Source organism: Acetobacterium malicum subsp. dehalogenans DSM 11527, assembly GCF_000472665.1.
GTDB lineage: Bacteria > Bacillota > Clostridia > Eubacteriales > Eubacteriaceae > Acetobacterium > Acetobacterium malicum.
Genome location: NZ_AXAC01000004.1, coordinates 162,953 through 184,961 on the forward strand (window position 1 = coordinate 162,953; position 22,009 = coordinate 184,961).

The window sequence follows — 22,009 nt, forward strand, 5'->3', positions numbered from 1 at the left end:
GTTATAATAAATGCTTAAATTAAGAAAAATAAAGGAAATGGAGTAATTTTAAGACGATGTCAATAAAAATGATCGTAACTGATTTGGATGGGACCCTGTTAAACAATCGTAACACGATTTCTGATAAGAATATTCAGGCATTTAGAAAAGCAATTAATTTGGGAATTATTCCGGTGGTGGCCACAGGGCGTATTGACAGTGAAGCCTTCTTTTTCGCTCGGACTATTGGAGCAACGGATTATCTCATTTCAGGTAGTGGCGGTATGATTAAGGATTATAAAAATGAAACGATCATTCATAGAGTTGAGTTAGATAATGATAAAATACAAGCGTTTCTAAAAATTATTGAACCCTACGACGAAATATTTGCTCAGGCGTATACCATCCAAGGCTGTGTTTGTACAGAGAAGTCTTTTTCATGGATGGATCGATCAGGGTGGGCAAAAGCCCATGTGGACGAGTTCAAGGAAAAGCAGATTGTGGTAACGGATGTGCATGCCTATATCGCTCAAAAAAAACTGGGTATTAGTAAATTTGTCCTATCCTCAAAGAATTATGCTTTGCTTGATGAACTAATGGAAAAAGTAGCTATGATTTTTGGAGTAGAAGTGGTTCGGCCGATGGACTATTGTGTGGAGTGTATCCCGGCTGGGGTGGATAAAGGCTTTGGTTTAATCAAACTGTGTGAATATTTAGGGATTGATCTGGAAACGGTGATGGTGATCGGAGATAGCGACAACGATAAGGAAATGTTTGAGGTTCAGGGACCATTAAAAATAGCCATGGGAAATGCGCGGGATTCAATTAAAGAACTTGCCACCCACATTGTTGCTAGCAATGAAGAGGATGGCGTGGCTGAAGCCATTTATGAGTTTGTTCTTGATAATAGAGAAGCGTAAGCAGGTTGGTATGAAAAGAGAAACTTTAAAATATGCATTTATTCAAACTCTACCGGTTCTTTTCGGCTATGTTTTCATGGGCATGGCCTTTGGTATTCTGCTGGAAAAAGCGGGCTACAATTTTATCTGGGCATTTTTCATCAGTCTGATTATATATGCCGGTTCGATGCAATTTGTGCTGATTAGTATGCTGGGTGGCGGCATGGGTTTGTTATCGATGATTGTCCTAACTCTGTCGGTCCAGAGCCGTCATATTTTTTATGGCTTATCCTTTATTGAGAAATTTAAGGCGATGGGGAAATGGGGCTGGTATATGATTTTTTCACTAACCGATGAGACCTATTCGTTGCTGTGCGGGATGAATATCCCCAAAGAACTCAATCAGAAGCAGGTGTTTCTTGCCGTGGCGGCGCTGGATCAAAGCTACTGGATTATCGGCTGTACCCTGGGTGCTGTCATTGGCAGCTTCATCGGTTTTGATACCACTGGCATCGATTTTGCCATGACCGCCCTGTTTGTGGTTATTTTCATTGAGCAGTGGTATAGCTATCAATCCCATTTGCCGGCTCTGGTGGGAATGGTTTGCGGGGTGGCGTCACTGGTCATCTTTGGCGCCGGTGCTTTTATCTTACCAGCCCTGATCGCTTCGGTATGTTTGCTGCTGGTTTTTAAGAACAGCATTAAACAAGGGGAAAATCAGGAGGTGTGTCAATGAGTTCGGATTTTTTAACACCTTTTTTAGTGATCCTAGTGGTTGCCGCCTGTACCTTTCTGACCCGCTTTCTACCCTTTGCCCTTTTTGGCGGTGGCAAGGAAGTTCCGGCTCTGGTTAAAAACCTGGGCGACCTGCTGCCACCGGCAGTCATTGCCATTCTGGTGGTTTATTGCTTAAAAGGAGTTAGCTTTATGGTACCGCCGCATGGTTTCCCGGAGTTTATTTCGGTGGGAATTGTGGCCTTGCTCCACATCTGGAAGCGCAACAACCTGTTGAGTATTGGCGGGGGAACACTGCTATATATGGTACTGATCCAAATGGTATTTATCTAGTCGGAAATAAAAGAGGAGACAGATGAAAAGAGGTCGTGATGTTTAAAATCGGTGAGTTTTCTAAATTAACCCAGGTATCGATTCGGATGCTTCGCTATTATGATGAAAATGATTTACTCAAACCGGCTCAGACAGATCCTTTTAGCGGTTATCGTCTTTATTCGGTGGAGCAAATTCCGCGGCTGCAAAAGATTATCTTCTTAAGAGATATCGGCTATACCGTTGCGGAGATCAAAGGTGCGCTGGAAAATTGGAGCGGCGATTTTATGGCCGATCAATTAAAAAACAAACAAATCGAAGTACAGCGATCGCTCGAACAAGAACAGGAAAAGCTAATCAAAATCGAAACAGCTTTGGACAGTATTAAAAAAGATGAAATCGGTATTCGCTACAACTTTACCATTAAGCAGATTCCTTCATACCCGGTTATTTCATTGCGACGGGTGATACCAAATTATTTTTGTGAGGATAAGCTTTGGCAAGAATTGACTGAACGTATAGAATTATCAAACAAAAGTAAAATTGAACTAGCAGTAACTGACCAGTGTTTTGCTGTTTATCACGACAATGAATTTAAGGAAGCCGATGTGGATGTGGAGGTCTGTGTGGTGGTTACATAGGCTGTGGCGGTGGCTGAACCGCTGTGTTTTCGAAGGACAGAGGCGGTGGCGATGATGGCCTGCACGATGGTTTATGGCCCCTACGAAAATATCTCTGGGACTTTTCGCGCCTTGGCCTATTGGCTGACTGAACATGTCAGATATAGAATGAAAGGAAAAGACCGGCAGATCTGCCATCGGGGGCCCTGGAATGAGGAAAACCCGGCTCACTATCTGACTGAAATTCAGATTGAACTGGAAAAAGTAAATTGAAACATGGGGATAGTTTTTAGAGTATTAATCAGTTTTTTATTTCCTTGCCCCATGCAGAAAGACTTCCCAGAATTGGAATAAGACGATTCGTGTTTTTGGTTAATTCATACTCGACTCTTAAGGGCATTTCGTTGTATTGCGTGCGGAGGATGAGACCATCCGCTTCGAGTTCCTTCAATGAGGAAGCGAGCATGGTGTTGGTTACGCCCTTAATTTTTTTTCTTAACGCATTATAACGTGTCGGCCCGTCGTTATACAGTGAACATAGGATGGGAATCTTCCATTTGCCGCCAATGATTTCAAGGGCAGCTGAAAGTGGGCATTTTTCTTGGCACGGGCAGACATTCCCGGAACATAAGGAAGTTGTGTTTTCAGAGGTAGTCATTTTTTTCTTATCTACTTTCTATTTTCGTATTTGATCATATTTTTTTGCGTAGTTTACAGGTATTTATGTTGGTACTATAATTGTATCAGGTAGTAATTACGGAGTCAATTGCTATACTAAACTTTGGAGGAATTAAAATGGTAATTAATGAGGAAATGAAAAGTGTTATCGAAAACTCGGCGTTCCTGACAATTGTAACAATGTGTCCCGATGGCAGCCCACATCCAATTATTGTTGGTGGTGGCACAGTTGAAGGGGACAATGTTTCGGTCGGAGTCTATGCAATGAAGGTTACACAGGAAAATATTAAGAAAAACGACTGTGCGATGTTGTTGGCAGCTCAAAAATTTGAGGGTGGAGCCAAAGGTTGTCGTTTTACCGGCAACGCAAAAGTTATTGACGGGAAATTTGTATTTACGGCAACAAAGGCAGAATCCCTTATTTAAATAATGAGGATAAGACCGTTATAAAAAAAACCGCTGATTATGTGAGACCTTGATAGTCTTTGTAATCAGTGGTTTTTAATTGGGCACCAATATGTTAATGCGATTTTCAGGATGAAAAAGATTTTGATTTAGTTTTGCAGAGGTGCTTTCTTCCAATTATAATTATGATTTTTTTATAGTTATGATTTTTATTGACTCTCACATGGTGTCAGGGTCTATGATAAAAATATAAAAAATTGATAATATAACTATGGAGGTAAGCGAATGGAACAAGGTTACGTAAAATCAATTGGCACAATTCATGTTCAGGGTGGGAACGTCTTTATTGAACTGGAAGAAGCCTATCGTGAAGGGCTGGAAGGACTGGCTGGATTTTCGCACATCAATGTATTCTGGTGGTTTAGTGAGTTTGACAACGAAGAGGCCAGGAAGGTTCTCTCTGGACACCAACCCTATAAGCAGTCCCCGGAGGTGATGGGGGTATTTGCCACCCGATCACCGCTTCGACCCAATCCCATTGCCTTAACCCCGGTTTCTGTGCTGGAGATTAACTATCAGAAGGGAATCATCCGAATTCCATACATTGATGCCAATGATGGTACCCCGGTGCTGGATATCAAACCCTATACCCCCAGTTTGGATCGGGTAGAAAATCCCAAGGTGCCGAGCTGGTGCGATCATTGGCCTAAAAGTGTTGAAGGGTCCGGAAATTTTAATTGGGAAGATGAGTTTAATTTCTAAAAGTTAAGACTAACCGATTGTGGCAATTAAAAATTTAATCTTAATCCCCTGTTCGGCATACATTTTTTCGTGCTCGGTTTCAATATTGCCCGGGTAGTCGGCGGCGTGAAGATCGGGGATCAGGGTTGTGACGGCAAATCCTGCTGCTTCAAAATAGTTGATGGAGTCGCCAAATAGGTCATCATTGTCGGTCTTAAAATAGATTTCGCCGTTTTCTGATAAGAGTTTTTTATATTTTTCCAGCTGTTTGCTATGAGTCAGGCGTTTTTTCTGGTAACGGCGCCGGGGCCAGGGATTACAGAAATTAATGTATATCCGTTCGACACCATCATCCGGAGCGAGAATCATATCAATGCGTTCAATATCCCAGGACATGATCTGGACATTGTCAATGGCTCGGTTCTTGTTAGTATAGGCCGATTCAATATTGCGTTTGGTCAAACCCAGCACCGCGTCAATCAGGTCAATGGCCAGATAGTTGATCTCTGGATGGCGGCTGCCCAACGCCGCAATAAAGGTTCCTTTACCGCAGCCCAATTCAATATGAAGGGGCTGCTTTTTTTTAAATAACGGTTGCCATTGCCCGCGATGATCCGGGGGATAGGCCTGAAAAAATCCGCAGGCCTCCAGTTCCGGACGGGCCCAGGGTTTTGGTCGTATATGCATGGTGTTGCTCCTTTGATAAATCGTTGTTTTTAGAGTTCTATAATTTTTGTCGCCACATGGTCAATAAAGGACCGGTCATGCTCGACAAAAATCATGGTTGGCGGGGTCTGTAACAAAAGTTCTTCAATCTGTATCCGGGAGAGCACGTCGATATAATTCAGCGGTTCATCCCACAAGTATAAATGGGCTGATTGACAAAGGCTGCGGGCTAAATAGACCTTCTTTTTCTGTCCCTCACTGAAGCTGCCCAGACTTTTTTCAAATTGCTCCCGGTTGAATCCCAGCTTTCGCAAAATGGTTTTAAACCGACTTTCGTCAATCCTTTCACCGTGGGAAAAATCACGGAGATCCCCGGTCAGCAAGTCGGTGTCCTGCGGAATTTGCGAAAGCTGCAACTGGCTGCCCAGCTCCAGACTGCCGGAGTAGCGGATCGGTTCGCCCAGTAGCAGTTTAAGCAGACTGGATTTTCCCGAGCCGTTCGGACCGACAATGGCAATCCGGTCGCCCTGGTTGATCTCGAAATTTAAATTTTCAAGAATCGGTTGATCACCATAGTAAAGGGACAGATTATTGGCTGAAATCAGCCGGTTTTTTTGATAAGATCGGGGTCGGATCTGGAGCGCATCTGCCCAGTCAATGTTCTTCAGCAGTTTTTCTTTTGACTCAACACTTATTTGCTGGCGTTTTTCCAGCGACTTCGATCGTTTCATCATTTTGGCCGACTGATGGCCGATGTGGCCGCGGTCGGGACGAAGACCCGAAACCCGTTGGCCGTTTTTTGACTTCTCAACGGCATTAGACCAATTTTCAGTGCGCTTGGCGGCGGTTTTTAATTGTCCAATTTCTTGTTTGAGTTTCTTATTCTGATTGAGTTCAAACTGATCCTGCCGCTGTTTGTTAAAGAGCCAGGTGGAATAGTTGCCTTTCTGGATATCAATGTTCATTTTATTAATCGACAAGACGTGATCCACGCAGTTATCCAGAAAGGTGCGGTCGTGGGAAACCAGAATAAAACCCTGCTTTTTATTCAAATACGCACTGACGATTTGACGGCCTTCCAGATCCAGATGATTGGTGGGCTCATCGATTAACAAAAATTGATTCGGTTTTAAAAACAAGACCGCCAGTAATACCTTGGTTTGCTCGCCCCGGCTCAGGGTTTCAAAGGGCCGCTCCAGCAATTCCGGATCCAGGTTCAGCAGTGACAGTTCCCGTTGCAATTCCCACAGCGGATAATCATCATAAATCGCATCGACAATGGTCTGAGTTAGTTGGGAAGGATCCTGAATCGCAAAGGGGAAATACTCAAAATCGACCGATGCAGCGATCACCCCGGCATAGTCATAAAGACCCATCAGAAGTTTTAGAAAGGTTGTTTTGCCGCGGCCATTTCGGCCGATAAAGCCCAGTTTCCAGTTGCTGTCAATGGTAAAAGAAACATCTTCAAAAATGTTTTCGTAACTGCTTTCGTAATTAAAGCTTAGGTGTGATATGGAAATTTGTGACATCATTGTACCTCCGTTGCCAAGCCTGATGAGAGCGACTTGGACACTAAAAAACCGCAAGAAAATTATCCTGCGGCTCAATGATGGACAGCCCAAAAAATCCATATAAAAGGAGTTAATGATGCTAAAGAGGCAGTGCTTTTCTTGTAATTTTCTTGCTTAAGCGCACCAAAACAAGAGGTTTAACCTCGGGCTTTGAAAACACTTTCCAATTGTTGGTTAGCAAGATAAATTACGCATCCTCTTTACTCCTTTTCGTATTTTGATTACAGTCTAACATTTTTTTCAAAAGAATTCAATCCCAAACCGTGTAATTAGTATTTAATGTAGAATCTTATGAAGGTGTTAAAAACGAAACCTGTTCTTCTGACGGGGGATAGACTTTTAGTTTCGCCTTAATCGGCTTGCTGTAGCTGTTGGACAGGCCAAAGGACTGGCGCAGGGGATTGAGTCTGCCGTAGAGCTCGTCCTTATATTCTTTGGGAGCACCGCCTTTTTTGTACAGGTTCCACAGGGTGTCATATTTTTCGGGATAGCTGGTTTTAATGAAGTCGAAAAATGCTGGTTTGGTGGCCCCGCGCAGGTAAAGGGCGCCGGGCAGCACATAATCGATACCGGCATCCTGGCCGGCTTCAAATAAGGCAGTCAGGGTTTCGGAATCATCGGTGAGGGTGGGAATAATCGGCATCAGATGGTGACCGACGGAGGCATTGGTTTTTCTGAACTGTTTAAGCATCGCAAAGCGGGCCCGGCCCGATACCGCGCCGGGCTCGATTTTTTTTCGAATCGTTTCATCTAAAGTCGTGACCGTGGCCGCCACATTGATGTAGGTAATCCGGGACAACTCATCAATCAGGTCATAATCCCGGAGCACCAGGTCCGATTTGGTTGAGATAATCGCCGGCGTCTTATATTTGATCAGCAGCTTTAATATTTCCGGCATCAGCTGATACTGGGCTTCCGCCGGTTGATAGCTGTCGGTGACACCACCAATATTGACGATTTCCCGTTTCCAGGTTGATGAAGCTAGCTGTTTTTCCAGAACTTCAACGACATTGGTCTTGACCGAGATATTAGTCGAGAAATCAGCAAGACCGGTAAAACCATGGGTTCCCATGGCATAGCAGTACCGGCAGCCATGGCTGCAACCGCGGTAAATATTTAAATCCCAGCCATAAGGGATTTTTCGCTTTAATTCATGCAGGGCAGTTGAGCAGGTGATCTCGTGATACGTTGACATATCGGCCTCCTTAAGATTTCTTTATCCTTATTAAGTATATGTCATAAAAGTTTAGGGTGTCCATAAGAATTTGTGGTAAAATTATTTACTGTTTGGCATTAAATCTCTGAAAAAAATACAGATGTTTAAAATAAAGGGTAATAAATAAAAGAGACCACACAAGGGGGCAACAGACGTGAGCAATCATAAGGGAAGAAAAGTAGTCGCTGTCATCATTATTTCGATGCTCATTATTTTACTGGTAGCAGCCGGGGCATATCTGGCATTGGAAGATCTGGTCGGGAGTATGGATATCCAGTCGTTTTTCGATGATACCGAAGCCCAGCAGAATGAAGAAATCGCGGCAAGTCAACAGCAGGCCTTTGATGGTTATTCTTTTCTCGAGGATAATGAAAAGCAGGCCTATGCCAGAGTGGTTGGAATGCTGACGGATTTTGATACCGAAGTAAAGGTAAATGGGGTCAACACGGAAGAAATTGAGCGGGTCCTGGCGGCCATTGATTACGACTATCCGGAAATATTCTGGGCCGGCGAATTTTCTTATTATTTTGACGAAGGCGATCAGAAAGTCAGCAAGGTAATGGTCGAGTATCCTTACGACGAAGCCGAAAAAGAGCGCCGACAGGCCGAAATTGAGGCAGCCTTTCAGGAATATAGTGGGGGTCTGAAAAATGGCATGAGCGATTATGACAAAGTCAGATATGCCTATGAATATGTAATTAAAAACACCGTTTATCAGGAAGATCTCGAGGATGATCAGAACATTTACAGTGTCTTTGGGAAAAAAGGCTCGGTCTGTGCTGGATATTCAAAAGCCATTCAATATCTGCTGAAACGAACCGGAATTGAGTGTTCCTATGTAGCGGGTGAGGCCATCGGCCAGGGTGCCCATGCCTGGAATATTGTCCGGGTTGACGGGGAGTATTATTATCTGGATGCGACCTGGGGAGAATTTAACATCGAAGATAACAGCGAGCCGGAAAAGAGCATCTTCTATGACTATTTTTGTGTCACCACAGCGGAACTTTTGAAATCACATCAACCGGATCAGAGCTTGATTGAATATCCGGAATTCACCGCCACAGCGGCCAATTATTTTGTCAAAGAAAACAAACTCTATGATCTGAACAAACAAAGTGAGGCGAATCGCTTTGTGGGTGATCTGGAAACAGCGCTGAATTCGGGAGAAAAATATTTTCATTATGCGATTATCGATGCCAATACTATCAGCGTCGCCGAAGACCTGATGGATGAAATTCTGGGGTCCTACTACTGGTTTTCCAGTGAGGACAGTTTGTCGAATACGATCGAGCTTTATTAAAATGGGAACAAAATTCAAAGTTATCAAAAGCCCCATTCTGATTTTTCAGAATGGGGCTTTTGTTTATTCCATCGCAATCAGGTGAACGCCGTGAACGCCATCCAGGGCTTCTAGCATCGCCATCAATTCATCGATAGTTAAGACCAGATCTTTTCCGTCCAGGGTCACAATCACAATTGCGGCCTGGTTGATGGGGATATCCTGATGAATAGTGATAATGCTAGTCTGGTGATCCCGGAGAATATTCAAAATATTGGAAAGGATTCCGGGCTGGTCATCCAGCTTAAATGAAAGGGTGAACTTCCGGCCATAGTTTTCTGAAGGGGTAAAAATATAGTCCTTATACTTATAATAGGTGCTGCGGCTGATACCCACCTTTTTGACGGCGTCACTCACTGATTTACACTGAGAGGACTCCATTAAGATCCGGGCTTCCACCACCTTGGAATAATAATCGGGCAGTATTTTTTTATTAACAATCAGATAATCTTTAATCATCGGCTTAACCTCCCAAAATCTGAACACCAGTATGATCAGGTGCCAGGGGAATGATCTGCCAGCCAGGTGCTTTTTCTGCTAAATAGGCCTGCATATCCGGCTCGAAACCATGGTTAGACACTGAATTTATAGCCAGAATCGTCGGCCCGGCACCGCTGATACAGGTGTTAAGGCAGCCCATTTCCCGGGCTTTTTTGGTAATGACATCATAGTGGGCAATCAGTTTTTTACGATAGGGCTGGTGCAGGCGGTCCTTCATGCACAGCTTTAAAATGTCCTCAGAACCGTTGGCCAGGGCCAGATAGGTCATGGTGGCCCGGGGCAGATTATGGGTGGCATCGCTGAAGCTGATTTTTTTAGGCAAAACCTGGCGGGCATCGGATGTCGATAAGGGAAAGTCCGGCACCAGGGCGTAGAACTCATAACCGGGATGAACCTGGCTCTTGATATGGACGTTCTGGCCGTGATCGTTCATCGACACTACCAGACCGCCGAAAATGGCCGGGGCAACGTTGTCGGGATGGCCTTCCAGTTCCACAGCAATGTCAAACAGTTCCGCCGTTGACAAGGGTGATCCAATCAGGGCATTGGCGCCAAAAAGCCCCCCGACGATACAGGTGGCTGAACTGCCCAGACCCCGGCTGATGGGGATATCCACCTCAGTATGGATATAAAGACCCTTGGGGTGGTAGCCCACTTTTTTAAACACCTTCTGCATTGAACGGTAAACCAGGTTGGTATCGCTTTGATACTTCCGTTCAACGCCCCGGATCGTCAGCTTGCCGTCATTTTTTTCTTCAAAACTGAAGGTATTATAAATCGACAGCGCCAGGCCAAAAGCATCAAAACCCGGGCCGATGTTGGCACTGGTTCCCGGCACCCGAACCTTAATCATTTTTGTCCACCTGATCTTTTAAGAATGCAAGAACGGCCTGGGACATTTCGGTTTTATCACATTGAACATGATGCTGATTGGCTTTTTTGTCCAGATCTTTTAATGGCAGGGGAATAGTGGTACCGGTTTTTTCCGCCAGAACTGTTAACAGTTCATAATCATTACAGTCGCAGTCACCGAAAATGCTTTCATAAACCGAACGGCCAAACTTGTAAGGGCTGGCGGTGGAGACAATCACGGTTTTAGTGGCATCGCCGGTTTCGTTAAGGTAGTCTTCGTAAACTTTGTTGGCAACGGCCGTGTGGGGGTCCATCAGATAATGACTTTCGTCAAAGATGGCTTTAATAGCGTGGGCGGTTTCGGCTTCGTCGGCAGTACCGGCATAGAAAAGACTGGTTTTTTCCATCAGCGTTTTAGAGGCCTGATAAGTGCCCTGGTTTTTAAGTTGTATCATCAGATCGCTGACGGCATCGGGATCAGCACCGGAAACATCATAAAGCAGTCGCTCCAGATTGCTGGAAATCAGAATGTCCATGGATGGCGATGAAGTTTTATAAAAATCTCGATTACGGTCATAGTTGCCGGTCTTAAAAAAGTCGGTCAAGACTTTATTGGCATTAGATGCGCAGATCAGCTTGTTAATCGGTAACCCCAGCAGTGAGGCGTAGTAACCGGCCAGGATGTTGCCGAAATTTCCGGTCGGGACAACAAAATTTATTTTGTCATCCTGCTGGATTTCGCCCCGCTTAAGCAGTTCATAGTAACTATAAAAATAATAAACAACCTGAGGTAGCAACCGGCCGATATTAATGGAATTGGCCGAGGAAAAGATCACATTGGCTTGGGCCAGTTCAGCCGCCAGTTGGGGATCGTTGAGGATTAGCTTAACGCCATTCTGGGTGTCGTCAAAATTGCCGTCGATGCCTACCACACAGGTGTTGGCGCCGACTTGGGTCAGCATCTGTTTTTCCTGAACGGTGCTGACGCCATCCTTAGGGTAAAAGACAATAATGCTGATGTCGGGAACATTGGCAAACCCTTCCAGGGCTGCCTTGCCGGTATCTCCCGAAGTTGCCGTTAAGATCATAATTTTCTGCTGATTATTGACGTTTTTCATGGACTCTACCATCAGATATGGTAAAATAGTCAGAGCCATATCTTTAAAGGCACAGGTGGGCCCGTGAAAGAGTTCCAGAAAATATCGGTCTTTAACTTTTTTTAGAGCAACCGGTTCTTGATCTTCAAATTTACCGGAATAATAAGCGCCCTGAATCGAATCATCAATTTGTTTGGCGCTGAAATCATCGAGAAAAGCCGAAAAGATCGCATTGGCCATCTCGCCGTAGTTTTTTCCGATGAATTGGGTTGGGTCTAAATTAATTTGATCAATAAAGTTGGGGACAAAGAGTCCACCATCCGGGGCCAATCCTTGCAGGATGCCCTGGGATGCAGTAACGTTGATGTCTTTGGATCGCGTGCTGTTATAGCCTTTTTTCATGTAATTCCTCCAAAAATTTATGGTCTGTCAGGAAAAATCTTGAAAAAATCTTCCCTGAGGGGTATTGAATAACCCCTAGCTATATGATAGAATGTTTTCACTGAAAAAACAAGTGTTTTTAGAATAAATACATATACGAGGTGAATTTTATTGAATATCGCACTTTTAGGCTTTGGGACCATTGGTTCTGGGGTCTATGAACTCATCAATTTAAATAAAGGTAAGTTTGCTGGTAATTTTACCGATGTGGAGTCCCGAAAATCAAGTCCGGTCATCACCAAGGTACTGGAACGGGATGCGTCTAAGGATCTGGGCGATACCGTCGGAAAAATTGTGACCCACCCCAGTGAGATCCTGGAAGACGAAAGTATTGGCCTGGTGATTGCCCTGATGGGTGGCATGGACTTTGAATATGAAATGATCAAAGAATGTCTCCGGGCGGGAAAACATGTGGTGACCGCCAATAAGGCCGTCATCTCCGAGTACTTTCAGGAATTGTTGACGCTGGCTGAAGAAAATGGCGTGGTGCTGCGTTATGAGGCTTCAGTCGGCGGTGGGATTCCAATCATTGGTAGTTTGAAAGAAGAAATGAAAATCAATCGGGTTACCGAAATCAAGGGAATCCTGAATGGAACCACCAACTTCATTTTGTCCAAAATGACCGAAGAAGGGGCCGATTTCGGTGATACTCTGGCGTTGGCTCAGTCCATTGGTTTTGCCGAAGCCGATCCCACCGCGGACGTTGAAGGTTACGATGTATCCCGTAAGCTCTCAATTCTCTCATCGATGGCCTATGAAAGCATTATCCGTGATGAAGATGTTTATAAACGGGGAATTACCGACATTCGGGCCGCTGATATTGAGATGATCGGATCGATGGGTTATGTGGTCAAGTATCTGGGACATTCGATGCTTGAAGAAAAAAATGTCTATACCACCGTGGAACCGGTGCTGTTTAAAGAAGCTTCGATCATGAGTAACGTCAACAGCGAGTTCAATATTATCTCCATCACTGGGGATATCATCGGTGAGCTGCAGTTTTATGGAAAAGGCGCCGGAAAAGACGCCACCGCCAATGCTGTCGTCGGCGATGTCCTGTATATCCTCAATATTGTCGGGGAACAGAATTTGCCCAAGCCGTTGCGGCTTAACCGTAAGCTCAATAAAATGGGCACCGAAGTGTTTAAAGGTAAATATTATTTAAGAGCAAATCTGGATGATAAAGAAATGCTCGATCAGGTGCTGACGGCAGTGGAAACTGTGGCCGCCCGAAAAACCGTCATCGTTAATGACAATCAGGTGTATGTGGTGACTAATGCCATCGCCGCCAATGATTTTAATAAAATGGCAGAAAAATTGAAGGAAACGGTGCCTGAGTGTTTTTATGCCCGTATCTATGAATAAGGAAAGAGTGACTGAGGTTAATGCAAGATCTAATCGTACAAAAATATGGCGGCTCCAGTGTCGCCAATGTAGAAAGAATTAAGCGGGTTGCTGGTCGGATTATTGAGACCAAGGAAAAAGGGAAAAAAGTTGTGGTGGTGGTTTCAGCCATGGGCGATACCACCGATGATCTGATTGAACTGGCGCAAAAGATTAATGAACACCCACCCCATCGCGAAATGGATATGCTGCTGGCCACCGGCGAGCAGGTTTCGATATCGCTGTTGGCGATGGCAATTCAGTCGCTGGGCCATGATGTGGTGAGTTTAACCGGTGCCCAGTGCGGGATCGTTACATCCAATGTTCATAAACGGGCCCGGATTAATGATATTCACACCCACCGGATTGAAAAGGAACTGGCGGCCGGAAAGATTGTCATTGTTGCCGGATTTCAGGGCATTAATGAAAACAAGGATATTACCACCCTTGGCCGCGGTGGTTCCGATACTTCGGCAGTGGCCGTGGCGGCGGCATTAAAGGCCGAGCTCTGCGAAATCTATACCGATGTTGATGGGGTCTACACCGCTGATCCCCGGATTGTCGAAGCGGCTTCAAAAATCGATGAAATCTCCTACGAAGAGGTTTTGGAAATGGCCAGCACCGGGGCCAAGGTATTGCATCCCCGGTCGGTGGAAATGGCCGAAAAATTCAAGGTGCCACTGGTGGTACGATCAAGCTACAATTACAATGAAGGAACCATTATTAAGGAGGACGTTATTATGGAAAAAGTATTAGTTCGAGGGGTATCTCTTGATGAAAATATCGCAAAAATATCAATCTTTGAAGTGCCGGATCAACCGGGTATTGCTTTTAGATTGTTCAGTGCTCTGGCAAAATCCAACATTCATGTGGATATGATTGTTCAGAATGTCAACCGGACATCCGTTAATGATATTTCATTCACTATTGATGTGGATGAACTGCAGGAAGCCGTTTCCGTGGCCCAGAAATTTGCCTTTGAGGTCAATGCCCAAAAAGTCGAATACGATCAGGGGGTTGCCAAACTTTCTGTGATCGGTACCGGGATTGTGGCTAATGCCGAAATTGCCTCCAAGTTCTTTGAAGCGCTGTTTGAACTAGGTATCAACATCCAGACCATCAGCACCTCGGAAATCAAGATTTCCTGTCTGATTGATAAAGAACGTGGCAAAGAAGCAATGGTTCACATTCATAAAAAATTCGATATGTAAAAAAACAACAAAAAGCCCTGAAACCGAGCTACGGTATCAGGGCTTTTAATTTAAAGAAGTTGATAAGCTATCCCCGTCGCCAAGTTCGAGGACTGAACAGCACCAGGATCGGGAATAATTCCAGCCGACCCATGATCATGACCAGACTCAGAGTAAATGTGGTCAGATTATCAAAGTCCGAGTAATTTCCCATTGGGCCAACCATATCCAGGCCGGGACCAATATTATTAAAGGTGGCAGCGACCGCGCTGAAGGCGGTAATAAAATTGGGCGATGATAGAGCGGTTATCATCAGGAAAACTACAAACATAAAGGCGTAGGTGATCAGATAAACGCTGGTCTGGCGGCTGAGCAGGGCGCTGATCGGTTTACCCTCAAAGAGAATCGGCAACCGGCGGTTGGGACTGACGTTCAAGCGAATTTCCTGAATTGTGGTCTTAATGTAAATGGCAATCCGGCTGACTTTGATTCCGCCAGCGGTGGAACCGGCCATTCCGCCCACGAACATCAGAAACAAAAGGATGACCTTGGAAAATACCGGCCAGGTGTCAAAATTGGCGGTTGCGTATCCGGTGGTGGTAATGATTGAGGATACCGTAAAAAAGACATCACGAAACAGCAGTGAAGCCGAGCTGTAAAGGTGGCTGACATTGATACAGATCAGTGTAAAGCCAACACCAATAAAACCAAGATACCAGCGGAGCTCCTCATTTTTGAAAATATTTTTCAGGCGCATAAATAATACAGCATAATACAAATTGAAATTGACCCCAAAAAGAATCATACTGACAGCCAGCAGATAATCAATGTAAGTGCTGTTGTAATAGGCAATGGAGTTTGATTTAATACCAAATCCACCTGTTCCGGCAGCTCCAAAGGCATGAACAAAGCTGTCGAAGAGGGGCATTCCGCCCAGGGCCAGCAATAGGACCAGGATGCCGGTCATCGACAGATAGATGACATAGAGAATCCGGGCTGAACTTCTTAATTTGGTCCTGACTTTCCCGAAGGTCGGGCCGGGAACCTCGGCCCGCATGATGAATACATCACCGGATTCAATTTTGGGCATGACTGCCAGGGCCAGCACCAGCACACCCATTCCGCCAATCAGGTGGGTAAAGCTGCGCCACCACAACAGCGAGTGGGGAAGGGCTTCCACATTGGTCAAGATACTGGCCCCGGTGGTTGAAAAACCGCTGGCTGTTTCAAAAAAGGCATCAATAGGATTGAGGATGGCGCCGCTGAAGATAAACGGTAGGCTCCCGAAAAATGACAGGGCCAGCCAGGATAAAGCCACCACCACCAGACCCTCCCGGGCAAAAAAATCGGTTCGGAGGGGTTTCCTCAGACTGATGAGCAGGCCAATGGCACTGGTAATCCCAATACTCACCAGAAAGGGCCATAAGCCCGGCCAGCCTTCCTGGTAAATCAGAGCCACAAAAAGAGCCGGGATCATCAGGATTCCGGTGATAAATAAAATCCGACCAAGTACGTAACTGACCATCTGGTGATTCATTACAGGCCTCGGTTCTTTTCAAAGATATCATCGATATCCTGAAAGTTTTTGTGTTTGGTGGTCACAACAATTACGTCATCATTGGGCAAAATCCTGTTGGTGCCATTGGGGTAGATAAGTTGGCCACTACGGACAATACAGGCAATCAGAAGACCTGGTTTTGTTTTTAGATCCATCAGCGGGATATCCACCTCGCAACAGGTACCTTTGACCTTGAATTGCAATACCTCCACCCGACCATCCAGCAGCCGATAGAAGGCGCTGACATTGGAACCTTGGGAGTTCTCAATGGAACGGATAAAACGGATAATATGGTTGGCAATCAGCCGCTGGGGCGTGATAATGGATTGGAGCCCGACATTGTCCAGAACTTTCAGTAAATCAGTACGGTTAACCTTGGTAATGGTTTTTTTGACCCCCATCCGGTAGGCATAAATGGCAATCAGGATGTTTTCTTCATCGACGCCGGTCAACGGGATAACGGCGTCATAGTCGGAGAAATGTTCTTCATTTAAAAAAGATTGTTTGGTGCCGTCCCCAAAAATAATTTCAGTTTGGGGATATTTTATGGCGAGCCGATCGGCGTTTTCCGTGTCGATTTCGATTACTTTGATCTTCATCCGCATTTTTATCAGCCGGGCTAACAGGTAATCGGTCAGCTTGCCACCACCGATGATAACAGCGGAGTTGATCTTGACCAGATTGGGCTGACAGAGTTTACTGAAGGTTCGGACTTCGCCCGGACTGCCGGTAACCATCACATGATCCCCGGCCCGCAAAATGGTTTCCCCGTCCGGGATCATTACATGATCATCCCGGATGACGATACAGATAACCACATCCCCAAACCGGTCATGATGGTCTTTAAGCTTGATACCCACTGGAGCGGTGTTTTTCTGTAGGATCACCTCGATCATATTGACCCGGCCATGTTCAAAGGATTCGACATGCAAAGCTGAGGGGAAGATCAGGGTTCTGGCGATTTCCTGGGCGGCCTCCAGTTCTGGGTTAATAATCAGGGTAATCCCCAGACTTTCTCGCAGAAAGTTCATTTGTTTGGAATATTCCGGATCGCGAACCCGGGCTACCGTAAATTTAGCCCCCAGTTTTCTGGCCGTAATAGCGGCAATAAGGTTGGTTTCATCGTTTCGGGTGACCGCAATAAAAACGTCACAGGCATCAACACCAGCCTCAGTTTGGATATCAAACATAGCGCCGTTACCGTGAATGCCGCTGATGTCGTAGAGATTGATAAACTGATCCAGCCGTGCTTCATTAAGCTCAATGAGGACAATATTGTGGTTTTCATTGGCTAGGTCACTGCAGAGAACTTCACCTACTTTACCTGCTCCGGCGATTACGATGTTCATAGTGGGACTCCTCAAATTAATAGTTTCAATCGTTCAATGACGTTCATTATATATAATCGCCCCGTGATTTGCAACACTGGGATTGAAGTTAAAATGAGCGGTATCACTTCAATTGGTATCAAACCGGTAGTTTTGAAAAAATGAAAGCCAGAGGATTTGTATGGATATTTTTGGGCAAATCAGATATACTGAAATTATTGAAACAAGCGAATAAACCCTGTCAATAGGAGGCGAGATGAAGGAAAATATGTTGGTTTTGGAAATGCTTCTCAAAAACAAGATGATTACCCGACAGAACATAGCGGAAAGGCGTGAGGCAGCTAAGCGGTCAGGAATTTCGGTTTTAGATTTATTGTTAAAGGATCGCGTTGTTACCCAGGAAAAATTAGTGCTGATTTTTCACAATGAATGGGGATTTGAACTTTATGCCCCCCGCAAGGATGTGCTGGATCCACGGGTTTTGCCGCTGTTTTCTAAAGAACAGGCCAGAATGCATCTGGTTTTTCCGCTGAACCAGGAGTATGAAGATCAGCTGACGGTGCTTATGGCTGACCCTACCCATGAAGAAACACTGCGCAATGTGAAGCGGATCGCTGATAAGCGGCTGAAAATATTAGTCGCCGAACAGGACTGTATTCTGGAGTTGATAGGCAAACACTATTATCAAAAATATGCCAATCGGGAAAGTATGGATTTAATGAAACCGGGAGAAAGTAACGAAAGCACTCCGGAGCCAACGATCATCACCCTTGTCAATGATCTGATTGAAGAAGGCGTTTCCCGGGGGGCCAGCGATATTCATGTGGAAGCATTCGCCCATAAAATTCAGGTGCGGTTTCGGATTGATGGGGTCTTAAAACCGGTTGGACAACTCAATAAAGAAACCTGGAAGGGGGTAATTACCAGGCTGAAAATTCTGGGCGGCTGCGATATTGCTGAACAGCGTCATCCCCAGGATGGTGCTTTCACGACCACTCACGAGCATCGGCAAATTGACGTGCGTTTATCAATTATTCCGACTATCCACGGGGAAAAGATTGTCCTGCGTTTGCTGGATGAAAAGAAATTTCTTGTCTCGGTTGATGATCTGGGTTTTTCAGACGAACAGCAGAATTTATTAAAGGAGATATTGGAAGCACCACATGGAATGCTGCTGGTCTGTGGTCCAACGGGAAGCGGAAAATCTACCACTCTATACAGTCTCCTTAATGGCATGGATCCCCGAACCCAGAATATTATCACCATAGAAGATCCGGTGGAGTTTCAAATGGAAGACATCAACCAGATTCAGGTGAATGAAAAAACCGGTCTTAACTTTGCGACTGGTCTTCGGGCTATTTTGAGACAGGATCCCAATGTAATTATGGTGGGAGAGATCCGGGATGAAGATACCGCTGAAATAGTTACCAGAGCTGCCATCACCGGTCATTTGGTGCTTTCTACCATTCATACCAATAACGCCATTGCGTCGATCAATCGTCTGATGGATATGAAGATCCCCTTATACCTGCTCTCGGCGGCCCTCAGAGGGGTGATTTCGCAAAAGTTGATCAAACGTTTATGTCCAAACTGCCGAAAAAAAGCGCTGGCAGGCGAAGTAGAAAAAAGGCTGCTGGGCACTATGGACCAGGATGTTGAGCTTTTTTATCCGGTGGGCTGTTCTCTTTGCCATGGCACCGGCTATCAAGGGCGAATTGCGGTACAGGAAGTGCTCAAAATTACCAGAAGGATCCGGGAGGCCATTGGCAAAGGTGCGGACTATGATACAATTCGAAAAGTAGCCATTGAAGAAGGGCTTAAGCCCATTGAGGAATCGCTCAAACGTCATCTCCTATTGGGAAATACATCGATTTCTCAGGGATTGGAGATCTTAGCCTTCGAAAATGAATGGCATCGTTAGGATGGGATGATGGATAAACAGTTTAGTTATAAAGCAAAAGACCTGCGGGGCGAGACCGTCACCGGTACGGTAACTGGTCAAAACCGGCGCGAAGCCGCCCTGGTTCTTCAGACTCGAAATCTGATTGTTCTGGAAATCAGCGAAAAAAAGAAATCAGCAGAATTTTTGAAAAAAGAGTTTAATATTCGAATCCGTTCGGTAACCGGTAATGCTGTCAGTCGTTTCTGCCGACAGTTCCATATTATGTTGGATGCTGGGATTCCGATTTTAAAATGTCTGGAGCTCATCGGGGCAGAGACTGAAAATCAGGGATTCGCCCAGGACATTTTCGGGGTCGGCCAGCGGATCCAATCTGGGGCCAGCCTCTCCCGGGCGATGTCGGCCTATCCCAGGTCATTTCCGTCCTTAGTCGTTTTTATGGTAGAAGCCGGAGAAATGAGTGGAAACCTCAACGGTATCTTGGTTAAAATGGCCGAGCATTATGATACCGAAGAAAAAAATCGGCGACAGCTCCAGCAGACTCTTTTTTATCCGATGATTCTGAGCATCGTGTTTGTACTGGTGTTAATCTTCTTAATCACCATGGTACTTCCAACTTTTGCGGACATGTTTACGGCAATGAACGCCGAACTACCGGGACCAACCTGGTTTTTGATGGGACTGAGTCACGGTTTAAGTGTCGGCTGGCCAATCGTTTTATTGACCCTGGTCGGGCTGATTGCAGGGTTGATACTTTTAGTGGAGATCGATGCGGTGGCAAATTGGCGGGATTGGCTGAGTATAAAAATGCCGTTAATCGGAATTCTGAATCACAAACGGTGCCTGGGTAGAATCGCCACAACCCTGGGAATGTTTCTGGCCAGTGGGATTGATCTGTTGGCGGCATTAAATCGATTGGAAGGGGTTGCCGACAATCGCTATGTCAAAAAAGAGCTGATCTTGCTCCGGGAAAAGGTCGCCAACGGTAAAAGTCTGAGCCAGGGACTGACGGAAAGCGATGTTTTCCCCAGTCTTTTTTGCCAACTGGTTGCCATTGGGGAAGTATCGGGATCCTTGCCGGTAGTGCTGGAAACGCTAAATCTTATGTATGCAGATGAGGTTCGGACCAGAATCCAGCTTCTGCATACATCGCTGGAGCCACTTATTCTGTTGATTTTCGGAGGATTGGTGCTTTTCATTCTGGCCGCAATTATGCTGCCGGTATTTGACATATATTCGGCATATTCTGGTATGTAGGCAAGTAGTTGGTTATTAAAATGAGTTTGAGGAGATGAATATGGCTAAAAAAGCAGGAAAAAGCTTTGCATCAGGAATTGATTTTTACAAGTTGTTTTGGGTGTTTATGATCGGATGCTTTCTGGGCGTGGTGGTGGAAACGCTGTTTTGTCTAGTGACCCATGGTTACATTGAAAGTCGACAAGGGGTTATTTATGGGCCGTTTAATCCGGTTTACGGATTCGGAGCGGTATTGATGACACTGGTGCTGCACCCGATTTCTCATCGAAAATGGTATATTATTTTTGCGTTAGGGATGGTTCTGGGCGGTGGTTTTGAATTTGTGAGCAGCTATATTCAGCAATTCACAACTGGCACCGTATCCTGGCAGTATCACCAGATGCCTTTTAATCTGGGGGGACGAACCAGTTTACGTTATTCTTTCTACTGGGGTGCCTTAAGTCTGCTCTGGGTGAAGGAGATCTATCCGCTGATGTCAAAACTGATTGAAAAAATACCCCGACGAGTTGGCGTGCCACTCGCCTGGGTGCTGGTCGTTTTTATGATTTTTAATATGACCATTTCAGCGTTGGCGGTCAATCGATGGAATGAACGAACCCAGGGGATTTCAGCCAGCGGGGGCTTTGAAGAATTTTTAGATACGGTTTATCCGGACGATTTCATGGATAAGATTTATCCGAATATGGTTCACGTGGGACATTAATAAAAAAGAAAAGGACTTTCTCAATATAAGAGAAAGTCCTCTAAATAGTTCAGCAACTAAATATGATTGCGCCCGGATAAAATGGCGTGACATTCGTTGTAGTAGAATTTTTTTGCATCGCTCACGGTTAGTTCATCGAACAGATGGTAGAGGGTGATCGCCAGCGTTTGGGTCGTTTTGATATCCAGATTTGTGCGTTGGCAGGTTTTTAGAAAGTACCCCATGCAGGCTTCCTTACTCCAGTCGTCTCCGCCCAGGAATAATCGACGCAATTCTTCTTTGATTTCTTTTTCGGTCCATTGGGTGTCAGCTGAAGAGACGGAATCGTTTGTTTCAATCATTTTACCAGCTCCTCGTATAATAAATTTAAACACAAAGTGTTTAGTTAGTTTTTTAAATCACTTGGATATTGAACCCTATTCCTGGATAATAGAGATATGGAATAAGGATCTATCTGAATTAAGGCTGTATGCTCCTGTAGCATGACTACATTGAAAGACTGTCTCCCAGCCATCAGTTGTACTGCAAACTCACAAGCTGTATCGCTTGCCTTTCGTACTGAAGATTAGTAGCTTCGGGCAGCTTATGTTTGGCAAGCATCGAATACTCATATGCGAGGTTGTTGCCATACTGTCGGT

At 45.1% G+C, this 22,009-nt stretch carries 23 protein-coding genes; 13 read left to right on the forward strand and 10 right to left on the reverse strand.

Translation table 11 applies throughout. The features are described 5' to 3' along the window. The first annotated feature begins 56 nt into the window (after positions 1 to 56). The 5 genes from A3KS_RS0101895 to A3KS_RS24190 are packed head-to-tail and all read left to right on the forward strand — an operon-like array spanning position 57 to position 2,818. Positions 57 to 899 (forward strand): Cof-type HAD-IIB family hydrolase, encoded by an 843-nt coding sequence (locus A3KS_RS0101895; RefSeq protein ID WP_026393455.1) that lies wholly within the window; start codon positions 57 to 59, stop codon positions 897 to 899. Positions 900 to 909: 10 nt separating this feature from the next. After that, positions 910 to 1,614, forward strand: a complete 705-nt coding sequence (locus A3KS_RS0101900; RefSeq protein WP_026393456.1) for an AzlC family ABC transporter permease — start codon at positions 910 to 912, stop codon at positions 1,612 to 1,614. Further along, complete coding sequence (locus tag A3KS_RS0101905) at positions 1,611 to 1,946, forward strand: branched-chain amino acid transporter permease (protein WP_026393457.1); 336 nt, start codon at positions 1,611 to 1,613, stop codon at positions 1,944 to 1,946. Before A3KS_RS0101900 ends, A3KS_RS0101905 begins: the two co-directional genes overlap by 4 nt. Positions 1,947 to 1,984: 38 nt before the next feature. Continuing rightward, positions 1,985 to 2,566, forward strand: coding sequence for a MerR family transcriptional regulator (locus tag A3KS_RS19750; RefSeq protein WP_341349820.1), 582 nt, complete (start codon positions 1,985 to 1,987; stop codon positions 2,564 to 2,566). 3 nt (positions 2,567 to 2,569) lie between these two features. Continuing rightward, on the forward strand, positions 2,570 to 2,818 hold the full coding sequence (locus A3KS_RS24190; protein ID WP_341349821.1) for a GyrI-like domain-containing protein: 249 nt from the start codon (positions 2,570 to 2,572) through the stop codon (positions 2,816 to 2,818). Positions 2,819 to 2,846: 28 nt separating this feature from the next. Here the strand turns inward: A3KS_RS24190 and A3KS_RS0101915 are convergent, their stop codons facing one another. Next, on the reverse strand, positions 2,847 to 3,203 hold the full coding sequence (locus A3KS_RS0101915; protein WP_026393458.1) for a winged helix-turn-helix transcriptional regulator: 357 nt from the start codon (positions 3,201 to 3,203) through the stop codon (positions 2,847 to 2,849). Positions 3,204 to 3,340: 137 nt separating this feature from the next. Between A3KS_RS0101915 and A3KS_RS0101920 the strand changes: the two genes are divergently transcribed. Then, positions 3,341 to 3,649 carry a pyridoxamine 5'-phosphate oxidase family protein gene (locus A3KS_RS0101920; RefSeq protein WP_026393459.1) on the forward strand — a complete coding sequence of 103 codons (309 nt, stop codon included), beginning with the start codon at positions 3,341 to 3,343 and terminating at the stop codon, positions 3,647 to 3,649. Between the two features lie 264 nt (positions 3,650 to 3,913). Then, the gene (gene tsaA, locus A3KS_RS0101925; protein WP_026393460.1) at positions 3,914 to 4,390 is read left to right on the forward strand and encodes a tRNA (N6-threonylcarbamoyladenosine(37)-N6)-methyltransferase TrmO; all 477 of its coding nucleotides are present in this window, start codon (positions 3,914 to 3,916) and stop codon (positions 4,388 to 4,390) included. A gap of 9 nt (positions 4,391 to 4,399) precedes the next feature. On the opposite strand, the gene trmB is transcribed toward tsaA, so the two are convergent. The 3 genes from trmB to A3KS_RS0101940 form a co-directional block, all read right to left on the reverse strand. After that, entirely contained in the window at positions 4,400 to 5,056 is a 657-nt protein-coding gene (gene trmB, locus A3KS_RS0101930) for a tRNA (guanosine(46)-N7)-methyltransferase TrmB (protein ID WP_026393461.1), read from the reverse strand. A 29-nt stretch (positions 5,057 to 5,085) separates the two neighbouring features. After that, positions 5,086 to 6,564 (reverse strand): ribosomal protection-like ABC-F family protein, encoded by a 1,479-nt coding sequence (gene abc-f / locus A3KS_RS0101935; protein ID WP_026393462.1) that lies wholly within the window; start codon positions 6,562 to 6,564, stop codon positions 5,086 to 5,088. 331 nt (positions 6,565 to 6,895) lie between these two features. Next, positions 6,896 to 7,801, reverse strand: a complete 906-nt coding sequence (locus tag A3KS_RS0101940; protein WP_026393463.1) for an SPL family radical SAM protein — start codon at positions 7,799 to 7,801, stop codon at positions 6,896 to 6,898. 175 nt (positions 7,802 to 7,976) lie between these two features. On the opposite strand from A3KS_RS0101940, the gene A3KS_RS0101945 reads away from it, so the two are divergent. After that, entirely contained in the window at positions 7,977 to 9,122 is a 1,146-nt protein-coding gene (locus tag A3KS_RS0101945; protein ID WP_026393464.1) for a transglutaminase domain-containing protein, read from the forward strand. Positions 9,123 to 9,185: 63 nt separating this feature from the next. Here A3KS_RS0101945 and A3KS_RS0101950 read toward each other — a convergent pair whose 3' ends face one another. From A3KS_RS0101950 to thrC, 3 genes are read right to left on the reverse strand one after another with little or no spacing between them, the layout of a single operon-like run. Then, complete coding sequence (locus A3KS_RS0101950) at positions 9,186 to 9,620, reverse strand: ACT domain-containing protein (RefSeq protein WP_026393465.1); 435 nt, start codon at positions 9,618 to 9,620, stop codon at positions 9,186 to 9,188. A 4-nt stretch (positions 9,621 to 9,624) separates the two neighbouring features. Then, complete coding sequence (thrB, locus tag A3KS_RS0101955; protein ID WP_026393466.1) at positions 9,625 to 10,515, reverse strand: homoserine kinase; 891 nt, start codon at positions 10,513 to 10,515, stop codon at positions 9,625 to 9,627. After that, positions 10,508 to 12,013: a threonine synthase gene (gene thrC, locus A3KS_RS0101960; RefSeq protein ID WP_026393467.1), complete on the reverse strand. Its 1,506-nt coding sequence runs from the start codon at positions 12,011 to 12,013 to the stop codon at positions 10,508 to 10,510. The genes thrB and thrC overlap by 8 nt, the downstream gene beginning before the upstream one ends. A gap of 150 nt (positions 12,014 to 12,163) precedes the next feature. Between thrC and A3KS_RS19755 the strand changes: the two genes are divergently transcribed. After that, entirely contained in the window at positions 12,164 to 13,417 is a 1,254-nt protein-coding gene (locus A3KS_RS19755; protein WP_035354913.1) for a homoserine dehydrogenase, read from the forward strand. Positions 13,418 to 13,437: 20 nt separating this feature from the next. Beyond that, entirely contained in the window at positions 13,438 to 14,646 is a 1,209-nt protein-coding gene (locus A3KS_RS0101970) for an aspartate kinase (RefSeq protein ID WP_026393468.1), read from the forward strand. A gap of 67 nt (positions 14,647 to 14,713) precedes the next feature. Here the strand turns inward: A3KS_RS0101970 and A3KS_RS0101975 are convergent, their stop codons facing one another. Continuing rightward, positions 14,714 to 16,162: a TrkH family potassium uptake protein gene (locus A3KS_RS0101975; protein WP_026393469.1), complete on the reverse strand. Its 1,449-nt coding sequence runs from the start codon at positions 16,160 to 16,162 to the stop codon at positions 14,714 to 14,716. Further along, the gene (gene trkA / locus A3KS_RS0101980) at positions 16,162 to 17,532 is read right to left on the reverse strand and encodes a Trk system potassium transporter TrkA (protein ID WP_026393470.1); all 1,371 of its coding nucleotides are present in this window, start codon (positions 17,530 to 17,532) and stop codon (positions 16,162 to 16,164) included. Before trkA ends, A3KS_RS0101975 begins: the two co-directional genes overlap by 1 nt. 235 nt (positions 17,533 to 17,767) lie before the next feature. Here trkA and A3KS_RS0101985 point away from each other — a divergent pair, with 235 nt between their 5' ends. From A3KS_RS0101985 to A3KS_RS0101995, 3 genes are read left to right on the forward strand one after another with little or no spacing between them, the layout of a single operon-like run. Continuing rightward, on the forward strand, positions 17,768 to 19,432 hold the full coding sequence (locus A3KS_RS0101985; RefSeq protein WP_026393471.1) for a GspE/PulE family protein: 1,665 nt from the start codon (positions 17,768 to 17,770) through the stop codon (positions 19,430 to 19,432). A 9-nt stretch (positions 19,433 to 19,441) separates the two neighbouring features. Next, on the forward strand, positions 19,442 to 20,668 hold the full coding sequence (locus A3KS_RS0101990; protein WP_026393472.1) for a type II secretion system F family protein: 1,227 nt from the start codon (positions 19,442 to 19,444) through the stop codon (positions 20,666 to 20,668). A gap of 40 nt (positions 20,669 to 20,708) precedes the next feature. Beyond that, a complete protein-coding gene (locus A3KS_RS0101995; RefSeq protein ID WP_035354917.1) occupies positions 20,709 to 21,371 on the forward strand; it encodes a putative ABC transporter permease in 663 nt (220 codons plus the stop codon). A 56-nt stretch (positions 21,372 to 21,427) separates the two neighbouring features. Here A3KS_RS0101995 and A3KS_RS0102000 read toward each other — a convergent pair whose 3' ends face one another. Beyond that, positions 21,428 to 21,712, reverse strand: coding sequence for a hypothetical protein (locus A3KS_RS0102000; RefSeq protein ID WP_026393474.1), 285 nt, complete (start codon positions 21,710 to 21,712; stop codon positions 21,428 to 21,430). Positions 21,713 to 22,009: the final 297 nt, after the last annotated feature.

Bases quoted from the DNA above. Each gene is read 5' to 3' on its own strand.
- A3KS_RS0101895 (WP_026393455.1), top strand. From the start codon at position 57: ATGTCAATAAAAATGATCGTAACTGATTTGGATGGGACCCTGTTAAAC.
- A3KS_RS0101900 (WP_026393456.1), top strand. From the start codon at position 910: ATGAAAAGAGAAACTTTAAAATATGCATTTATTCAAACTCTACCGGTT.
- A3KS_RS0101905 (WP_026393457.1), top strand. From the start codon at position 1,611: ATGAGTTCGGATTTTTTAACACCTTTTTTAGTGATCCTAGTGGTTGCC.
- A3KS_RS19750 (WP_341349820.1), top strand. From the start codon at position 1,985: ATGTTTAAAATCGGTGAGTTTTCTAAATTAACCCAGGTATCGATTCGG.
- A3KS_RS0101915 (WP_026393458.1), bottom strand. From the start codon at position 3,203: ATGACTACCTCTGAAAACACAACTTCCTTATGTTCCGGGAATGTCTGC.
- A3KS_RS0101920 (WP_026393459.1), top strand. From the start codon at position 3,341: ATGGTAATTAATGAGGAAATGAAAAGTGTTATCGAAAACTCGGCGTTC.
- tsaA (WP_026393460.1), top strand. From the start codon at position 3,914: ATGGAACAAGGTTACGTAAAATCAATTGGCACAATTCATGTTCAGGGT.
- trmB (WP_026393461.1), bottom strand. From the start codon at position 5,056: ATGCATATACGACCAAAACCCTGGGCCCGTCCGGAACTGGAGGCCTGC.
- abc-f (WP_026393462.1), bottom strand. From the start codon at position 6,564: ATGTCACAAATTTCCATATCACACCTAAGCTTTAATTACGAAAGCAGT.
- A3KS_RS0101940 (WP_026393463.1), bottom strand. From the start codon at position 7,801: ATGTCAACGTATCACGAGATCACCTGCTCAACTGCCCTGCATGAATTA.
- A3KS_RS0101950 (WP_026393465.1), bottom strand. From the start codon at position 9,620: ATGATTAAAGATTATCTGATTGTTAATAAAAAAATACTGCCCGATTAT.
- thrB (WP_026393466.1), bottom strand. From the start codon at position 10,515: ATGATTAAGGTTCGGGTGCCGGGAACCAGTGCCAACATCGGCCCGGGT.
- thrC (WP_026393467.1), bottom strand. From the start codon at position 12,013: ATGAAAAAAGGCTATAACAGCACGCGATCCAAAGACATCAACGTTACT.
- A3KS_RS0101970 (WP_026393468.1), top strand. From the start codon at position 13,438: ATGCAAGATCTAATCGTACAAAAATATGGCGGCTCCAGTGTCGCCAAT.
- A3KS_RS0101975 (WP_026393469.1), bottom strand. From the start codon at position 16,162: ATGAATCACCAGATGGTCAGTTACGTACTTGGTCGGATTTTATTTATC.
- trkA (WP_026393470.1), bottom strand. From the start codon at position 17,532: ATGAACATCGTAATCGCCGGAGCAGGTAAAGTAGGTGAAGTTCTCTGC.
- A3KS_RS0101985 (WP_026393471.1), top strand. From the start codon at position 17,768: ATGAAGGAAAATATGTTGGTTTTGGAAATGCTTCTCAAAAACAAGATG.
- A3KS_RS0101990 (WP_026393472.1), top strand. From the start codon at position 19,442: ATGGATAAACAGTTTAGTTATAAAGCAAAAGACCTGCGGGGCGAGACC.
- A3KS_RS0101995 (WP_035354917.1), top strand. From the start codon at position 20,709: ATGGCTAAAAAAGCAGGAAAAAGCTTTGCATCAGGAATTGATTTTTAC.
- A3KS_RS0102000 (WP_026393474.1), bottom strand. From the start codon at position 21,712: ATGATTGAAACAAACGATTCCGTCTCTTCAGCTGACACCCAATGGACC.